Raw genomic sequence first — 18,106 nt, 5'->3', positions numbered from 1 at the left:
GTTCCGTTACAATAGCGTGCCCTCGTAATCGCGCATGACGGCATATGCCTGATCCAGCACGGCATGGTTCACATCGGCCGATACGATATAACCATCTTCCCGGGGAACGACTTGAATGGCATGCGCCCGCAGCGCGTTCAGCTTGCGCCCGCATGATTCGGCCTTCGCTTCGTCCTGGAATTTCACTTCAATGTAACTCATGGGCGTTCCGCCCGTTCATCCGCTCGTCTGGCGCGCTCCAGCGCCTCCAGATCGTCGGCGTCCGCCTGCTCGATCGAGAATTCCACGTCTTCGTTCTTGCCGGCAGACGCATTGGTCTTGCCGATGACGATATCCGGTTGCTCCTCGAAGGCGTTGAGATGGTTCTTCCGGCGGCTGTCCCGGTAATTGGTCATTGCCCTTCCTCCTTTATCTCATCATTTCATAGACGGTCATCTATAACATGAGTAGGAAGCGGGGACTTTATACGATGGCCTCGGCCCGCCCTTGCCAATGACTACCGACGCGCTCCCGCGGCGGCGTACTGCTTCCAGAGCGTCTGGCTGGAGGTGGTGACCGCCACGGCTCCGGCTTGGAGCGCCCTGTTCACATCATCCTCGGTCCGGATGAAGCCGCCGGCGAGAAGCGGAATGTCGCGTCCGGTCTTCCACTCCTTCAGATAAGGCAGCATCGGGCTCGGCAGCACCTCGATATAGTCGGGATTCGTCTTTTCCAGCAAAGCGCCGCTCTTCTCGAAGGAGCTGTTGTCGATCAGGAAAATGCGCTGAATGGCGACGACGCCCTTCTGCTTCGCGCGGATGATGACGCTCGCCTTCGTCGACAAAAGCCCGTACGGAGTAAATTCCTGACACAGATATTCCGCCGCGTAGCTATCGTTCTGCAGCCCCTGAATCAGATCCACATGCAGCAGCAGCTTCTTGTTATGCGGACGAACCATCTGAAAAATAGGCTTCAGCTGCGCGATATGGACATCCAGCAGCACAATGTATTCGAACGGACTGACCAGCAGCTTTTCCATATCCTTCATCTGCCTTACGGCCGGCAGGATGGACTGGTTGGCGAAATGCATAGCTCGCTCCCCCTTCGGTCTATGGCTCTACTTCTTCACTTATGCGGTAATCTTGCTGCTACCGCTATCGTAATGCCCTCCCGCCGTCCCGTCAACATCCCCGCCATCGCGTCAAGCGCAAATATCACATCAAACAACCATAATTTGTATTGATTTTTAATATTGTGTGACTTATACTGGGATGCAAGTTAATATTCCGGTTTCGGGAAACGGAGAAGACCACGCTTGTTCCAATTGGCAGCTGCCATTTGGTCGTTCTGTGGTCTTCTTTTTTTCTGACCGTTGTGCTGCTTAAGAAAGGGGAATCGTCAAATGGATCCATCTGCCACAACCCTCCGCAAGAAAGATTCGCCGCTGCGCCTCCTGGCAGCGGGCCTGCTCTATTTAAGTCCGATGCTCATCATTTTATCGGCCTTTACGTTTTACCCTATGTTGAAAACGCTTTATTACAGCTTCTTCTCCACGAACGCGCGCGGCGTTCCGGTGATGTTCGTCGGCTTCGATAATTACGCCGGCCTGTTCCAGTCCGACAGCTTCCTGACAAGCATGACCGGCACGTTCTTGTTCGTGCTTTATACGGTGCCGCTTGGCGTTGCCTTCGCCTTCTTTCTGGCCGTCATCTCAAGTGAGAAGCTGCGGGGAATCGAGTTTTTCCGCGTTATTTTCTCTTCCACGGTCGGCGTATCGGTGGCCGCAGGCTCGATGATCTTTCTGTTCCTGTTCCATCCCAGCATCGGGTTCCTGAACCATGTGCTGGATTGGATAGGACTGCCTCCGATTCATTGGCTCACCGATCCGAAGTGGGCGCTGATCTCTATCGCGGCGACGAGCATCTGGATGGGTGTCGGCTTCAATTACATCATCCTGCTCGGCGGGCTGCAGAGCATACCCGAGGACATTTACGAGAGCGCCCGCATTGACGGGGCCGGCTATTGGTCCCGCTTGTTCCGCATTACGCTGCCGATGGTCTCGCCGACCCTGTTTTTTGTCATCATCGTGACTGTCATCCATTCCTTTCAATCGTTCGGCCAGATCGACATCCTGACCAAGGGCGGACCTGCAGAATCCACCAATCTCATTGTGTATTCCATTTATCAGAACGCCTTTATTCACTACAAATTCGGCATCGCGAGCGCGCAAGCGATTATTCTGTTCCTGATCGTCCTGCTGGCGACGCTGATTCAGTTCAAAGTCGGCGAAAAGAAGGTGCATTATCAATGAAAATGGCGCTCTACCAGAAATGGGTGTTCTACATATTGCTGCTGGCGGCGGCTGGCCTCATGTTCTTCCCGATCGTCTATGCTCTCCTCGCCAGCCTGATGACGACCGAGGAGATTATGACCGGCAAGCTGTTCCCTGCCAGCTTCGTATTCGACAATTTCACGATGGCGCTCAAGAGCGTGCCGCTGCTCAAGTTCATGGTGAACAGCCTGATCGTCTCGCTCACCGTCATGATCGGCCAGATCATCGTATGCAGCCTGGCGGCCTACGCCATCGTGTTTATTCCGTTCAAAGGCCGCAACTTCGTGTTCTTCCTGTTGATTTCAACGATGATGATTCCGTGGGAAGCGACGATGATTCCGAACTATTTGACCATCGTCGGCCTGAACTGGGTCAATACATATCAAGGCTTGTCGATGCCGTTCTTCGCGCTGGCTTTCGGCGTGTTTCTGCTCCGCCAGCATTTTCTGACGCTGCCGCAGGAGCTGCATGAATCCGCTCAATTGGAAGGCTGCGGCCGGCTGCGCTATCTGGTGTCATTCGTCGTTCCGCTGTCCCTGCCGATGCTGAGCGCGCTCGGCGTCTACGGGTTTTTGACGACCTGGAACATGTATCTATGGCCGCTGCTGACGACGACCAACAATTCCGTCCGCACCGTGCAGATCGGCTTGAAGATGATGCAGGCCCAGGAGACGAACACGAATTGGCCTGTCGTCATGGCCGGCGTCGTCATCGTGCTCGTGCCAACCTTGCTTTTCTTGTTCCTCAGCCTCAAGCAGCTCAAGCGCGGCTTGATGTCCGGGGCATTAAAAGGATAGATTCATCAGCATGGCTTGTCGCAATCGATAAAATTTCGCGAGGGGGATATGCAAGTGAAGAAAGCAGGCGTGGTTATGCTGCTGCTGGCGGTGCTGTCGCTGTCCGCTATCGGCTGCACGAATTCGTCCGGCTCGGAGGCGAGAACATCGGATGACGGACGTATCAAGGTGACCTTCTGGCATGCCATGAGCGGCAATGCCGGGGAACTGATCGCCAAGATGGCGGACGACTACAATGCATCGCAGGACAAATACTTCGTCGATGCGATTTTCCAAGGCTCGTACGAGGAATCGTTGACGAAGCTCAAGGCGGTGGGCGGCACGTCCGAAGCGCCGACGCTGATGCAGGTGCAGGAGATCGGAACGAAGTATATGGTCAACAGCGGTTATATCCAGCCGGTTCAGGACCTGATTGACCAAGACAAATTCGACCTGTCCCAATGGGAGGAGAATATCCTCAGCTATTATCAAATCGACGGCAAGCTCTACTCGCTGCCGTTCAACACATCGAACGCCATCTTAATCTACAACAAGGACAAATTCAAAGCGGCCGGACTCGATCCGGAGGCGCCGCCGAAGACCTTCGGGGAAGTCCGGGAAATGGCCAAGAAGCTGACCGACAATGCGAAAAATGAAAAAGGGTTCGCGCTGCTTATCTACGGCTGGTTCATCGAGCAATTGCTGGCCAACCAAGGAGCCGACTTCGTGGATAACGGCAATGGGCGCGACAGTCTCGCAACCAAGTCGCTGCTCAATTCCCCGGCAAGCCTCGGCATCTTCCAATGGCTTGACGATATGAACAAGGACGGCACGCTCGGCAACTATGGGCGGCAATGGGATGACATCCGTGCGGCCTTCAGCGCCGGCAAGGTCGCCATGTATATGGACTCGACCGCGGGCATTGCGGGCGTGATGCAGGCTTCGCCCTTCGAGGTCGGCACGGGGTTCCTGCCGACGCCGGACGGCAAGGAGGCGAACGGCGTCATCGTAGGCGGCGCTTCGCTCTGGCTGATGAACAGCGTCGCCGAAGAAGAGAAGGAAGCGGCCTGGGACTTCATGAAATATGTAACGACCCCTGCCGTTCAGGCCGAATGGGCGGCGGGCACCGGATATTTCCCGATCACGAAAGCGGCGCATGAAGAACCGGTCTTGAAGGAGAAATACGAGCAGGCGCCGCAGTTCCTTACGACCGTGAAGCAGCTCCAGAATACGAAGATTGGTTCCGCTACCCGCGGAGCGCTGATCTCCGTCTTCCCGGAGACGCGCAACGAAGTCGCGACAGCGATCGAGAAGCTCTACCAGGGAGACGCTCCGCAGAAGGCCGTTGATGACTTGACCGCGAAAATCGACAAGCTCATCGAAGAGGACAACAAGGTGAACGCGCCGAAATAAACCATAAACCGGCGGGCAAGGATGCGGAGAATGACCTCCGCTTCCCTGTCCGCCTCCATCATGAACAGGGGGTTGGCGAACATGTTCATATTTGCCCACCGGGGCGCATCGGGATATGCGCCGGAAAATACGATGGCCGCTTTTCGGGCGGCAATCGATCGCGGCTGTGCCGGCATCGAGCTCGATATTCAACAGACGAAGGACGGCCGGCTCGTCATTATCCATGATGAAAATGTCGCCCGCACGACGTCGGGCCAGGGCTATATCGCGGACCTGACTTGGGAGGAACTGCGCGCGCTTGACGCGGGAAGCTGGTTCCACAGGGACTTCACGGAGGAACGGATTCCGCTGCTTGAGGAATACCTCGATCTGGTGCAGGACCAGGATCTGATCACCAACATCGAGATTAAGAACATCCCGTTCTTCTATGACGGAATTGAACAAAAGCTTCTCGATGCCGTGAAGAAGCGCGGCCTGCTGGATCGGATTATCGTCTCTTCCTTCGACCATCAGGCGCTGGATAAGATAGCCCGCCTGGAGCCCGGCGTGAAGCTCGGCATGCTAATGGCCGATCGCCTCTACCGTCCGGGGCAATATATCCAGTCGCTGCCCTTCCCGGTCTACAGCGTCCATCCCCATTTTTCGTTCGCAGGCGCGGACTTCATCGCGGAATGCCATGGGGCAGGCTGCAAGGTGTACGCCTACACCGTCGATCGGCCGGAGTGGGCCGCCATGCTGCGGCAAGCCGGCATCGACGGCATCTTCTCCAACGTGCCGGATCAACTGGGATAAATGGCTGGCACCTGATTCCTCGTGACCATGCCCGATCTGGGCTACCGGATCGGGCATGGTCATGCCGATATTTTATACCGGCTCATCATCAGTTCGGTTATTCGCCGTTCCCCCAACGGTTAGCGTACGCTTCTTTTTCAACCTGTTGATAGCGGTCCGACATATGCAGCGGCAGCTTCACGCAAAAGACAGACCCGCTTCCTCTCTCGCTGCTCACGGCAATCGTTCCTTGATGGAGCTGAACAATCTTTTGCACGATGGATAGCCCCAAGCCGCTGCCTCCTTGCATCCGGTTGCGGGACACATCGGCCTTGAAGAATCGCTCGAACAGATGCGGGATATGCTCCTTATCGATTCCAATGCCGCTATCTTCAATCCTCACTTCAACATAGGGCTCGCGCACCGTCAGTCCGATGTGAATGAAGCCCCTCTCCGGCGTGAACTTGATGGCATTATGAATCAGATTGACCCACACCTGGCTCAGCATATCCTCATCTGCCGTAATATGAACGTTATCCAGGTTCAACTCGACATCCAATGCTTTGGCAGCCCACTGCGGTTCACTCGCCAATACGAGATTGCGCAATTGCTGATCCAGGCGATACGATTGAGGCTTGATCGGATGATGCTCTGATTCCAAGGACGTCAGCCTCAGCAAATTGTCGCTTAACTTGGACAGTCTTGTCGTTTCCATCTCGATAATCTGCAAGTAATGCTGACGCTCCTTCTCGCTCAATTCGTCATTTTGCAAGGCATGGGCAAATCCGCGAATCGACGTAAGCGGCGATTGAATCTCATGGGACACATTCGAAATAAATTCCTGGCGCATCTTCTCCATTACCCCCAGCTCGCCAGCCATCTTGTTGATGCTGTCGATCAGCATGCCGTATTCATGTTCAAAATCTTCATTCATCTTGATCGTCACATCGAAATCTCCCTTGGAAATCCGGTTGACGGCGTCGATGATGGAATGATAGAAGAGGAGATACTTATTGCGCGCAAAAGGCATAAAGATCCCGATTATAGCCCACAGAATCAGGAAACCTACCGTCCCTGTCATGAGAAAGGCCCCGTATTCCGTCAATTCCCATCCGAACCACCTTAGCAGTATCGGATTGATGAGATAGGCAATCGACCATGACGCGTACATGAACAACAGGATGACGACAATGCTGCCTATGAACTTAATCTTTCTCCACGTCTTCGTTGTCTTGAACCTTTTCAATCGTTCGGGCAGCCTCATTCGAGCACCTCTAGCCGATAACCAAGCCCGCGAATGGTCTTGATCCGGAAGCCGTGCTCGCTAGCGGAGAATCGCTCGCGCAGGCGGTTAATGTGTACGTCCAGCGTCCGCTCGTTCCCCTCATAATCATAGCCCCATATTTCTTCAATTAGCTGCTCTCTGGAGCATGTCCTGCCGGGAACACCGCCCAGCTTGAAGAGCAGCTCGAATTCCTTCAACGGTAAGGTGAATTTCTCGCTTCCCGAGGTGATCTCGAATGTCTGGCGGTTCACCACCACCCGGCCGATATGAACAATCTGCGATGCCGCAATCTGGTACCTTCTCAGCAGCGCCCTGACCCGCACGACCAATTCCATCGGCTCGAACGGCTTCACCAAATAATCGTCGGTTCCCAGATTGAAGCCTTTCACCTTCTGCGATGTGTCTCCCTTGGCAGTCAGCATCAACAGCGGAATATCATGCAGCGCCTTCAGCTCGCGGCATAGTTCCCATCCATCCATATTCGGCATCATGATATCGAGTACGACAAGATCGGCTCTGTCCGACTCCATAAGACGGAGCGCCTCCACGCCGTCAGAGGCTTCCGTCGTCCGGAAGCCCTCCTTCTGCAATAATACGGTGACAAATTCGCGAATATGAGGATCGTCATCTACGACAAGAATGGTTGCCATCTCGAACAATACCGCCTTTCTCGTTGATAGGTCGTTATCGAAATTTAAGCCCCATGCTGCTCCTGAATTTTGAGCTGCTGCGTTGCGAACTCCCGGTACATGGAATGGCTCTCCAACAGTTGTTCATGCGTGCCGCAGCCTGTCAGCTTGCCTTTGTCGATGAACAAAATCTGATCCGCGTCAACGACAGTGGACAGCCGGTGGGCAATGACCAGCGTCGTCCGTCCCTTCATCAGATTGTTCAACGCCTTCTGAACGACAATCTCGGACTTGCTGTCCAAGCTCGACGTCGCCTCATCCAGCATCAGGATGCGCGGATTGCGAAGCAGCGCCCGCGCGATGGCAATCCGTTGGCGCTGTCCGCCTGACAGCTTCATGCCGCGCTCGCCCACTTCCGTATCGTATCCGTCGGTCAGTTCTTCAATGAAGCTGTCCGCATAAGCCATTGCGGCGGCCCGCTTCAGCTCCTCTTCCGTTACATCCCGATTCATTCCGTAACAAATATTATCTCGAATCGTCCCGTCAATCAGCGGGCTCTCTTGCGACACATAGCCAATCAGAGCGCGCCAGGAATGCAGCGAGAAGTCATTAATGTCGTCGTTCCCCAGCTTGATGACACCGGAAGTTGGCAAGTAGAATCGCTCGATGAGGGAAAACAGCGTTGTCTTGCCGCTCCCGCTAGGCCCGACAATAGCCGTTACCTTGCCCGGACTGATCGTAAAGCTTACGTCTTCAAGTATAGGCTCTCCTTCGGCATATGCAAAGTGCACATGCTCCGCATGAATCGGCAAATTCGCCTGTCCGGCCTCTTTCCCATGCATAGGATCTTCTTCCGGCGCCTGTAAAATCGCAATCATATGATCGGTTGCACCAATCGCCTTTTGAAGCTGCGTGAAAAACATGGACAACTGGCTCATCGGCATCACAATCTGAATCAGGTACAAAATGAAGGCGACCAGTTCGCCTGCGGTCAGCACCCCGGACGATACGCGCATGCCGCCGTAGCCAATAATGACGACAAGCAGCACCATAAGCACGAACGACATAATGGGCGAAATCAACGCCTGCACGACGCCTTCCTTAATGCCGAAGCGAAGCAGACGGGTAATGGCCTTGCGCCCGTTCTCGTATTCCCTCGCTTCGGCATTGGATGCTTTCACCAGTCGTATTTCCGACAGCACCTGACTTAATACGGCCGTGAAAGAAGCCGTCTCATCCTGCAATCCTTTGGATATGTTGAACATTTGCTTGCCAAGCGGGAACAGCACCAATGCGGCGAGCGGTATAACGAGGAGCATAATGACCGTCATTTGCCAATCGAGATACAACAGTACAATGAGCGAGCCAATGACGGAGATGATGCCGGTGAAGAAGCTGGACAGATGCTCCGTTATGAACCCTTTTACAATCCCCGTATCATTCGTAATGCGGCTGACCGTCTCGCCCGTCTTGTTCTGGTCATAGTAGGACACCGGGAGCACCAGCATCTTCTTCCATAGCCGGTCTCGCAACCCCGCAACGACGCGTTGTCCGATAAGATTGAGCATATAGATGGACAAGCCGGCGGCCACCGTCTGGACAATAAACGCGATCGCCAACGCTGCAATCTGCATCGTATCCAACTGCGACATGGCGAAGTTGTCCACCATCCCCTTGGTGAACATCGGAATGACGAGCGATACGGCCGCCCCGCCGATGCTCATCAGCAAAGCGACGAATAACATGAGCTTGGACGGCTTGGTCTCATTAATGAGATTCAGAAATTGCCGCCAATTGCCTATCGAGCCTTTCGTCTGATTGATTTGATTCTCCATAACATCCACTCCTCTTTACACACGCCAACTATGCTATGAAGTCCATCATATACGACAAATATAAACGGAATGTAAACAGCAGATTGCTTAGAAATCATGTCTTTCCTTCGACGAAAATAAAAAAGGACCACAACGATCGCACAGAGTGTCCTCTATGCGCAGTTGTGGTCCTGATCCGTATCTCCGACCCATGTGATGAACTTTTACGAGTATGATAAATGATATGGACCATGTGTTCAAGCGGGCCCGAGGTCTAGTCTCCCCGGAACGCCCGCTTCATCCGATCGAAGAACGATTCCTCGTGCCCGCCGTTCGTGTGCTCGCCGCCGCTCGCCGCGAACTGTCGGAGCAGCTCTTTCTGTTCGTCATTCAGCTTCGTCGGCGTCACGATGACAACCTTGACATGCTGATCGCCTTGTCCGTGGCCCCGCAGACGCGGAACGCCTTTGCCGCGCAGTCGGAAGAAGGTTCCTGTCTGCGTGCCGGCCGGAATTTTGAGCTTGACCTTCTCCGTCAGCGTCGGGATCTCAATCTCGTCGCCGAGCGCCGCCTGAGCGAATGTGAGCGGCACCTCGCAGTAGATATCGTCGCCGTCGCGTTCGAAAAATTCATGCGGCTTCACGCGGATGACAATGTACAAATCGCCGTTCGGACCGCCGCGCAATCCGCTCTCGCCTTCTCCGCTCATGCGAAGTTGGGCTCCATCGTCTACCCCTGCCGGAATGCGCACATGAATGACGCGCTGCTTCTTCACGGTTCCACTGCCATGGCAGGTGCCGCATTTCTCGCGGATAATTTTGCCCTTGCCTTGACATACCGTACAAGTACGCCGGTTGACCATGCGGCCGAACGCCGTATTTTGCACGACTTCCTGTTGTCCCGATCCGTGGCAGGCCGAGCAGGTATCCGGCTTCGTGCCAGGCTTGGCTCCGGTTCCGAAGCAAGTGTCGCACTGCTCTGTCCGCGGAATCGTAATATCCGTCTCTTTGCCGAAGACGGCTTCCTTGAATTCAATCTGCATCGTGTACTGCAGATCGCTGCCTCGCTGCGGCGCATTCGGATCGCGGGTGCGTCCTCCTCCGCCGAAGAACATATCGAATATATCGCCGAATCCGCCGAAATCGCCGGAGAACCCGCCTCCGCCCATGCCTTGATTCGGATCTACATGCCCGTACTGGTCATACATCGCCCGCTTCTGATCGTCCCCAAGCACATCGTACGCTTCCTTGACTTCCTTGAACTTCTCTTCCGCGTCCGCTGCCTTGTTCACGTCAGGGTGATATTGACGCGCAAGCTTGCGGTAGGCTTTTTTGATTTCATCCTCGCCTGCTCCTTTGCTTACGCCGAGCACTTCATAATAATCTCGCTTTTGCGCCACTCTTCCACCCCCATTGCAACTTGAAAGCCCGGTTCCATGCATCCGCTCCACCGTGTGCCGTCAGAACGGATCGGTTGCCGGGTTGATGCATCACGGCGCGAACGCCGTGCTGTCCCGCATTCTTCATTGTAAACAGGCAAAGCCAAAGCCGGGTGAAACCCGGCTTTGACCCTGTCCATCCGCGCTTATTTCTTGTCTTCGTCCACGACTTCGTAATCCGCATCGACTACATTATCTTTTTTGGCCGCACCGTCATTCGCTTGCTCTTGACCGGCTTGCTGCGCTTGCGCCGCCTGCTCATACAGCTTGACGGACAATTGCTGCACGACTTCAGACAGCTTCTCGGTTGCCGCTTTGATGTCGTCGATATTGTCGCTTTCGAGCGCCTTTTTCACATTTTCCTTGGCTTCGTTCGCCTTGTCGATCTCGGCTTGGTCGACCTTGTCGCCCAAGTCCTTCAACGTTTTCTCTGTCGTATATACCAATTGGTCGGCGTTGTTCTTCACTTCGACCATTTCTTTGCGCTTCTTGTCTTCTTCCGCATGCAATTCCGCTTCCTTCATCATGCGGTCGATCTCCTCGTCATTCAAGCCGCTGGAGGAGGTAATCGTAATGTTCTGCATCTTGCCGGTTCCTTTATCCTGAGCGGATACCTTGACGATGCCGTTCGCATCGATATCGAACGTAACTTCGATCTGCGGCACGCCGCGCGGCGCCGGCGGGATGTCTCCCAGCATGAAGCGTCCCAGCGTCTTGTTGTCCGCCGCCATGGAGCGCTCCCCTTGCAGGACATGGATCTCGACACTCGTCTGATTGTCCGCATACGTCGAGAAGATCTGTGACTTGCTCGTCGGGATCGTCGTATTGCGCTCGATCATCTTCGTAAATACGCCGCCCGCTGTCTCGATACCGAGGGAGAGCGGAGTGACGTCGAGCAGGACGACGTCCTTCACATCGCCTGTCAGCACGCCCGCTTGCACGGCTGCGCCCAAGGCGACGACTTCATCCGGATTCACGCCTTTATGCGGATCTTTGCCGGTCAATTTTTTGATAGCTTCCTGGACGGCTGGAATCCGGGTCGATCCGCCGACAAGGACGATTTTGTCGATATCGGATGGGGTCATGCCCGCATCCTGCATCGCTTGGCGCGTCGGTCCGAGCGTGCGCTCCACGAGATGCGCGGACAGTTCTTCGAACTTGGCGCGCGTCAGGTTCAGCTCCAAGTGCTGAGGTACGCCGTCAACTACCGTGATGAACGGAAGGCTGATCGTGGTCGTCAATACGCCGGACAGCTCTTTTTTCGCTTTTTCGGCCGCATCCTTCAGACGCTGCACAGCCGCCTTATCCTTGCTCAGGTCAATGCCTTGGTCTTTCTTGAACTCCGCTACCAAGTAGTCGATAATCACTTGGTCGAAGTCATCTCCGCCCAACTGGTTATCGCCGCTCGTCGCTTTGACTTCGAAGAAGCCGTCGCCCAATTCGAGGATGGACACATCAAATGTCCCGCCGCCCAAGTCATAGACGAGAATCGTATGATCGCCTTCTTTGTCTGCGCCGTAGGCAAGCGCAGCCGCTGTCGGCTCGTTCACGATGCGCAGCACTTCCAGACCCGCGATTTTGCCGGCATCCTTCGTTGCCTGGCGCTGGGAATCGTTGAAATACGCCGGCACGGTAATAACCGCCTGCGTTACCGTCTGGCCCAGATAAGCCTCTGCGTCGGATTTCAGCTTCTGCAGAATCATGGCAGAAATTTCTTGCGGCGTATAGGTTTTTTCGTCAATCGTCGTCGGGAAAGTCGTGCCCATATGACGCTTAATCGAGCTGATCGTGCGATCCGGGTTCGTAATCGCCTGGCGCTTCGCCGTCTCGCCGACGATGCGCTCCCCGTCTTTTTTGAAGCCGACAACCGAAGGGGTTGTGCGGGCGCCTTCCGGATTCGGAATGACGACGGCTTCGCCGCCCTCCATTACCGCAACACAAGAGTTGGTTGTTCCCAAGTCAATACCGATAACTTTACTCATTGCAAAAGTAACCTCCTCAACTGGCTCTCAATCTATTTCATATTAACCAAGCGGATAGCATGTGAACGCCATCTCTTAGCCGCTTACCTTGACCATGGCCGGGCGAAGCACCCGATCCTTGAGCATATAGCCTTTTTGGACTTCTTCCACGACGATGCCTTCCTCATGCTCCTCCGACTCCACCTGCATAATCGCCTGATGGAATTCCGGGTTGAAAGGCTCGCCCACGGCGTTCATCGCCTTCACGCCTTCCTGCTCCAGCACCTGCATGAATTGGCGGAAGATCATGTCCACGCCTTTGACGAACGATTGCTCCTCGCTGCCCGTCTGCGCTGCGGCCAAGGCGCGCTCGAAGTTATCGAGCACCGGAAGCAGCTCGGTCACCAGCTTGGACGATGCGTACTGCGCCAGTTCTTCCTTCTCCTTCACCGTACGGCGGCGGAAATTATCGAAGTCCGCCTGGGCACGCAGCAGGCGCTGCTGAAGCTCCTCCGCTTGCGCGCGGGCCTCCTTCAGCCCTGCCCCCTGTGCTTCCTCTGCTGCCTTTCCTTCTGCCTCGGATGTCTCCTCGGCCTCCTGATTATGTTCAACGTCGGCTGTCTCCACAGCCTCCGAGTCCACCTGATCGTTCCTCTCGATCTTCTCTTCTTGTTCCGGGTTCAATCCTTGCACCTCCCTTATGTAGTCAAGCTTCTATCTTCCTGCTCCGGGAAGCCGGAGCCTTACGCTTCCGGCTTCATCTTAATGACCGTGTGAATCCGCAGCACGGCGGCGGCCACTTCGCCGGCCGCCCGCAGCGCGTGGAGCTTCACGGCGGCCGGGTCGACGATGCCTGCGTCGACATAGTCAAGCAGCGCTCCGCTGTCACAGTCAATGCCGATGGCATCGGATGCCGACGCGGTCTGCGCCGCCCGCGCTTCCTCCAGCTTCTCCAGCGGGTTGAAGCCGGCGTTCAGCACAATCTGGGCCATCGGCTTGCGCAGCGCCTGCGCTACCGCGGCTACGCCGAAGGCTTCCATGCCGCGGACGGTCTCCCTGTAGCGCTCCAGCATGTAGGAGAGCGCCAGCTCCGTCGTGCCGCCGCCCGGCAGAACGCCGCTCTGGATCGCGGCTTGCAGCGCCGCGGCGGCATCTTGGGCGATGCGCGCCCGCTCGCCCACGACCTCGCGCGTGCTCGCGCCCACGATGAGCGTCACCTGACCGCGGCGCATGCCCGCCGGCTCCGGCGTGCCGCCCGAGCCGGCAGAGCTGAGCGCCATCTGCGGGGCGTACAGCCGCACGCGCTCCAGGCGCTCATCGTAGCGCACGCAGGCGGTGCGGCCGAGCAGCGGCTCCAGCACCGCCGCATCCTTGGACAGGGCGGCGCGCTTCAACGGCTTGCCGCCCGTAAGGCGGCAGACGCGCATAATGTCTTCGCGGCTGACCCGCTGCACGACCATCATATCATGGTCGAGACAAAATTGCTCCGCTTCCGGATGAAGGCCCCGCTCCAGCACCAGGAAGCCGACCCCCAGCTCGTGAAGACGCTGCAGCCGGTCCATGAAGGCAGAACGGTGAGCCATATACTGCTGGAAGCCGGCTTCGGTCGTCAGCAGCTGCTCGTCGAGCGTGTCCGGTTCGAGCGCATCCTGCAGGATGAGAACGCGGCAGCCGGTCCGTTCCGGCAGCCAGTCCCGCTGCAGCGGCTTTTGCTTCAGGAGCACGCCGTGGAACCATTCATTGCTCGCCTTCTCGTGCGCGACAATCTGTTCGGCGAGCCGGTAGGCCGGATCCTGCAGCTGCTCCCAGCCTACCGCCTGTCCCGCCTCCAGCACAAGGCGGACGATGTCTGCCTGCTCCCGGCCTGCGATATGTACCGCGCGGTGCAGCTTCGGGTCGCTCCAGCCATCGAGCCGAAGCGCGCGTTCCGCCAGCCGGTCTGACGCGACACGGATGCCCTCGAGCATCCCGGTCACGACCTTCGCCGCGGGCACGCCTCTCGTCACCTGGGCGACGCCTTCTTGCACAAGCGCACCGGCCAGTACCGTCGCCGTCGTCGTGCCGTCGCCGACTTCGCTCTGCTGGGCGCGCGCCACCTGGATGAGCAGCCGGGCTGCTGGATGGCTCACATCCATTTTCTCCAAAATGGTGACGCCGTCATTGGTAATGACGACGTCGCCATTGGCGCCGACCAGCATGACGTCCAGCCCCTTCGGGCCAAGCGTGCCCTCGACAGCCGAGCTGAGCGCCCGGACGGCATTGGCATTATTCAGGAGCGTCGCATAGCGCTCATCGGTCTCCTGTACTTGTCCTTGTCCTTGAGTCACAAGCCGCCCCCTCCCGCTTATTTATACCATTGATGCATGAATAACGCCATTTGACCGGACAGATGGTTCATCAATGTGATGACCTTCGCATACTCCATCCGGGTCGGCCCCAGGATGCCGACCGTACCCAGCGTCTGTCCGTCGACCGAATAGGTTGCGGTAATCATGCTGCAGTTCGTAATCGCGGCATGCGCATTCTCTTGGCCGATGCGGACCTGGATGCCGGAAGGGGCAGAGCCCACGACCTTGATCAAGGCCGGCGTCTCTTCGAGCAGCTCCCAGATCGTCTTAATCTTGTCGACATCCTGGAATTCAGGCTGGATCAGCATGTTCGTGGCCCCGCTCAAATAGACTTGCCGATGGTCGTTATTGTCGGCCAAGACGCCTTCCACGAGCGCCATCAGCTCCTGAACATGCGACACATATTGGCTCATTTCCTGTCCAATCTCGTTATACAGCTGCGCGCGCAGTTTATATAGAGGAACGCCGACAAGCTTCGCGTTCAGCAGGTTGACCACGGTCTCCAGCTCGGAGGCGGAGACGCCCTCCGGCAGCGTGACGGTCTTGTTCTCGACATGGCCCGTGCTCGTCACGACTATCGCGACCGCCGTATTCTCGTTCAGCGGCAGCAGCTGAAAATGACGAAGCGAGGCGTCGAAAACTTCCGGCCCCAGCGCGATTGACGTATAATTGGTCAATTGAGACAAAATCGATGCCGTATGCTGCACAATCTCTTCCATCGCTGTTATCTTCTCCGCGAAGACGGATTTCAACCGCATGACGTCTTCGCTGGACAGGCGATCAAGACGAACGAGATGATCGACATAATAACGGTACCCTTTATGAGATGGAATGCGCCCTGCTGACGTGTGCGGCTGCTCCAGATATCCGAGCTCTTCCAGATCGGCCATCTCGTTGCGAATCGTAGCCGGGCTGAAATTCACGTCGCCCCGCTTCGAAATGCTGCGAGATCCGACAGGCTCCGCAGAACGGATATAATCATCAATGATGGCATTCAAAATCATACGCTGGCGTTCCGTCAACATGCGCATCCCTCCTTAGATGTAGTAGGATATCCGTTAGCACTCATCATCGTCGAGTGCTAACCGTCACTACAAAAATACCAAACGGACAAGACGATTGTCAAGTCAGTTCAGTACTTTCAGGACAGCTATTTCATCGCAGCAGTGCCGCTTTTTGCAATGGACGCAGTCGGTCCATACCTTTTCCGGGAAAATCTCCTTCTCTACGATCTCGAAGCCGTTCTTCTGAAAAAACCGCGCTTCATACGTCAAGGCCATCACCTTCGGTATCGAGCGGGCCTCCGCCTCTTCCAGGAGCTTGTCAACCAGGAGCGAGCCAATGCCCCGGCCCTTGCATTCGGGAACGATGCCTAGCGAGCGGATCTCGACCAGATCGCTCCCGAGCTGGCACAGGGAGCCGCAGCCAACCAGCTGCTCATCGAGCTCAGCCACCACGAAGTGCTCCATTTGCGCCTCCAGCACCTTGCGCGAACGAGGAAGCATGATCCCTTGCTCTGCATAAAAACGAATAAGTTCCGTTAAAGCGTCAATGTCTTCCGGTACAGCTTTTCTTACGATGGGTATCATGTTGAGTCCCTCCGAGTGTGACCTGCCTCACATTGTGTTTTACGTATGAATATACAACATGATGCATAGTTTTTCAAGGAGAATTTTCCCTTCCGTTCATGCCCGACATCCCCTGTCCCTGCATCCTCATCATTCCATATTGCCCGCCTCCAGACGGCCGCCTTCGCGAAAACCTGCTCATGCGGTACATGACTCCGCTTGCCCGGGACATACTAGCAATGACGCATCGTCTCATAAGAAGGCAGGTGAGTAAGGACTATATGACAAAAAGAGTGTTATTGCTTACTGTATTTTTCGCGGTCATCAGCTCCATGTTCGTTATTCCGCAAATGATCGAGCCTTCGATGGGCGATATCGTATTCACATTCGCAGGTCTGCTGATCGGCTCGCTGTTCATGGGCTTCGCCGTCTCCCTCTTCATACGTTTGTTGCTAAAACGCTAGCCCGGCTTCGAGCCGTAACATATAACAAAACCGCCGCAACCTGATCAAGATCAAGTTGCGGCGGCCGCCTGCGGCACATGCCTATGGTTCTTGTATGGTTCTTGCTTCGTTACCTTATTGCTTTATTCCTTGTTCCAGCGCGCCGACAAATGCGGCGAACACATCATTGCCGAATAACAGCCCCTGCTCTGTCAGCCGATACCCCGCTTCCGTCGGTTCCAGCAGCCCCTTCTTCAGCAGCCGCTTGATCGGCTGAGCGAACACTTTGTCGAGCAGCGCGCCGTTGAATTGCTCCGAGAAGCGCTCAATGCTTATCCCTTCCAGCATCCGCAGGCCGACCATCATGAAATCTTCCATCGCTTCCGCTTCCTCGATCCGGAATGAATCCAGGCGCGGCAAGCCTTGCTTGCAGGCGTCATTATACGGAGTGACGCCCTTGATGTTCAGATGACGCTGCCGGCCGACATATCCATGCGCGCCGGCGCCGAGGCCGTAATAATCCTCATTGCGCCAATAGGTCGTATTATGCCGGCTCGCGTAACCCGGACGCGCGAAGTTGCTGATCTCGTACTGCTCATAGCCGGCCGCCTTCATCCGATCCATGATGAGCATATACATGTCGAGCTCTTCCTCTTCGCTCGGAAGCGGCAGCTCATTGCGGTGGTACATCGCATGGAACAGCGTGTTCTCTTCCACCTTCAGGCTGTAAATGGACAGATGAGGGAGATCCAGCTCCAGCGCTTTCTCGACGCTATGCCCTACCATCTCGACTGACTGGTTGGGGAGGCCGAACATCAGGTCGATGGACATATTGGCGAATCCGGCCCGCTTCGCGTTGTCGATGCTCCGGTAGACATCGTCCGTATTATGGATGCGGCCGATGCCGGTCAACAGATCATTGTTGAAGGACTGGACCCCGAAGCTGATCCGGTTCACGCCGCCCTCCTGCATGACCTGCAGCTTGTCCGCATCGGTCGTGCCGGGATTGGCTTCCATCGTGAACTCGATATCCGGACTCCACTGCGGAAAGGCGCGCCGCACCGAGGCCAGAAAATACTCCATCTGCTCCGGCGTCAATACGGTCGGCGTTCCTCCGCCGACGAATATCGAATCAATCACCCCGGGGGGATGCTGCTGAACGGTATGCTCCATTTCTTGCTCCAGCGCTCTCAGGTAGTCCATCACCGGCTGCCCCTTAAGCACATAGGAATTAAAATCGCAATAGTGGCATTTATTCGTGCAGAACGGGATGTGGATATAGACCGCGCGCGGAGCGCGGCCTTCAGATGAAGGATGTGCTCCTTCGCTTCGTTCGTTCCGTGTCATGC

General features: G+C 56.0%; 18 protein-coding genes. 5 read left to right on the top strand and 13 right to left on the bottom strand.

Features of this window, described 5'->3' with window-relative positions; genetic code table 11:
* Positions 1-6: 6 nt before the first annotated feature.
* The 3 genes from NNL35_RS12035 to NNL35_RS12025 form a co-directional block, all read right to left on the bottom strand.
* Positions 7-201: a hypothetical protein gene (locus NNL35_RS12035; protein WP_006676249.1), complete on the bottom strand. Its 195-nt coding sequence runs from the start codon at positions 199-201 to the stop codon at positions 7-9.
* On the bottom strand, positions 198-395 hold the full coding sequence (locus NNL35_RS12030; RefSeq protein ID WP_006676250.1) for a YfhD family protein: 198 nt from the start codon (positions 393-395) through the stop codon (positions 198-200). Before NNL35_RS12030 ends, NNL35_RS12035 begins: the two co-directional genes overlap by 4 nt.
* 101 nt (positions 396-496) lie before the next feature.
* Positions 497-1,069 (bottom strand): glycerol-3-phosphate responsive antiterminator, encoded by a 573-nt coding sequence (locus tag NNL35_RS12025; protein ID WP_006676251.1) that lies wholly within the window; start codon positions 1,067-1,069, stop codon positions 497-499.
* Between the two features lie 312 nt (positions 1,070-1,381).
* Here NNL35_RS12025 and NNL35_RS12020 point away from each other — a divergent pair, with 312 nt between their 5' ends.
* From NNL35_RS12020 to NNL35_RS12005, 4 genes are all read left to right on the top strand, one after another.
* Positions 1,382-2,290: a carbohydrate ABC transporter permease gene (locus tag NNL35_RS12020; RefSeq protein ID WP_006676252.1), complete on the top strand. Its 909-nt coding sequence runs from the start codon at positions 1,382-1,384 to the stop codon at positions 2,288-2,290.
* Positions 2,287-3,108, top strand: a complete 822-nt coding sequence (locus NNL35_RS12015; protein WP_006676253.1) for a carbohydrate ABC transporter permease — start codon at positions 2,287-2,289, stop codon at positions 3,106-3,108. Before NNL35_RS12020 ends, NNL35_RS12015 begins: the two co-directional genes overlap by 4 nt.
* A 54-nt stretch (positions 3,109-3,162) precedes the next feature.
* Entirely contained in the window at positions 3,163-4,500 is a 1,338-nt protein-coding gene (locus NNL35_RS12010; RefSeq protein ID WP_006676254.1) for an ABC transporter substrate-binding protein, read from the top strand.
* Positions 4,501-4,581: 81 nt separating this feature from the next.
* Positions 4,582-5,292, top strand: a complete 711-nt coding sequence (locus NNL35_RS12005; RefSeq protein ID WP_100226298.1) for a glycerophosphodiester phosphodiesterase — start codon at positions 4,582-4,584, stop codon at positions 5,290-5,292.
* 97 nt (positions 5,293-5,389) lie between these two features.
* Here NNL35_RS12005 and NNL35_RS12000 read toward each other — a convergent pair whose 3' ends face one another.
* The 9 genes from NNL35_RS12000 to NNL35_RS11960 form a co-directional block, all read right to left on the bottom strand.
* Positions 5,390-6,517: a sensor histidine kinase gene (locus NNL35_RS12000; RefSeq protein ID WP_006676256.1), complete on the bottom strand. Its 1,128-nt coding sequence runs from the start codon at positions 6,515-6,517 to the stop codon at positions 5,390-5,392.
* Positions 6,518-6,531: 14 nt separating this feature from the next.
* The gene (locus NNL35_RS11995) at positions 6,532-7,206 is read right to left on the bottom strand and encodes a response regulator transcription factor (RefSeq protein WP_006676257.1); all 675 of its coding nucleotides are present in this window, start codon (positions 7,204-7,206) and stop codon (positions 6,532-6,534) included.
* 44 nt (positions 7,207-7,250) lie between these two features.
* Entirely contained in the window at positions 7,251-9,020 is a 1,770-nt protein-coding gene (locus NNL35_RS11990; protein WP_006676258.1) for an ABC transporter ATP-binding protein, read from the bottom strand.
* 253 nt (positions 9,021-9,273) lie between these two features.
* Positions 9,274-10,398 carry a molecular chaperone DnaJ gene (dnaJ, locus tag NNL35_RS11985; protein WP_006676259.1) on the bottom strand — a complete coding sequence of 375 codons (1,125 nt, stop codon included), beginning with the start codon at positions 10,396-10,398 and terminating at the stop codon, positions 9,274-9,276.
* A 185-nt stretch (positions 10,399-10,583) separates the two neighbouring features.
* Positions 10,584-12,419, bottom strand: coding sequence for a molecular chaperone DnaK (dnaK, locus tag NNL35_RS11980; RefSeq protein ID WP_006676260.1), 1,836 nt, complete (start codon positions 12,417-12,419; stop codon positions 10,584-10,586).
* Between the two features lie 75 nt (positions 12,420-12,494).
* Positions 12,495-13,082 (bottom strand): nucleotide exchange factor GrpE, encoded by a 588-nt coding sequence (gene grpE, locus NNL35_RS11975; protein ID WP_006676261.1) that lies wholly within the window; start codon positions 13,080-13,082, stop codon positions 12,495-12,497.
* A gap of 59 nt (positions 13,083-13,141) precedes the next feature.
* Positions 13,142-14,725, bottom strand: coding sequence for a TCP-1/cpn60 chaperonin family protein (locus NNL35_RS11970; RefSeq protein ID WP_006676262.1), 1,584 nt, complete (start codon positions 14,723-14,725; stop codon positions 13,142-13,144).
* Positions 14,726-14,742: 17 nt separating this feature from the next.
* Positions 14,743-15,771, bottom strand: a complete 1,029-nt coding sequence (hrcA, locus tag NNL35_RS11965; RefSeq protein ID WP_006676263.1) for a heat-inducible transcriptional repressor HrcA — start codon at positions 15,769-15,771, stop codon at positions 14,743-14,745.
* A 102-nt stretch (positions 15,772-15,873) separates the two neighbouring features.
* Entirely contained in the window at positions 15,874-16,335 is a 462-nt protein-coding gene (locus NNL35_RS11960; protein ID WP_006676264.1) for an N-acetyltransferase, read from the bottom strand.
* Between the two features lie 260 nt (positions 16,336-16,595).
* On the opposite strand from NNL35_RS11960, the gene NNL35_RS11955 reads away from it, so the two are divergent.
* On the top strand, positions 16,596-16,778 hold the full coding sequence (locus tag NNL35_RS11955; protein WP_006676265.1) for a hypothetical protein: 183 nt from the start codon (positions 16,596-16,598) through the stop codon (positions 16,776-16,778).
* A 114-nt stretch (positions 16,779-16,892) separates the two neighbouring features.
* Here NNL35_RS11955 and hemW read toward each other — a convergent pair whose 3' ends face one another.
* The gene (gene hemW / locus NNL35_RS11950) at positions 16,893-18,104 is read right to left on the bottom strand and encodes a radical SAM family heme chaperone HemW (protein WP_006676266.1); all 1,212 of its coding nucleotides are present in this window, start codon (positions 18,102-18,104) and stop codon (positions 16,893-16,895) included.
* Between the last annotated feature and the right edge of the window lie 2 nt (positions 18,105-18,106).

Source organism: Paenibacillus dendritiformis, assembly GCF_945605565.1.
GTDB classification, from domain to species: Bacteria; Bacillota; Bacilli; order Paenibacillales; family Paenibacillaceae; genus Paenibacillus_B; species Paenibacillus_B dendritiformis_A.
Note: the sequence above shows the minus strand (reverse complement) of the source record. Positions and strands in the feature narration are given on the sequence as shown.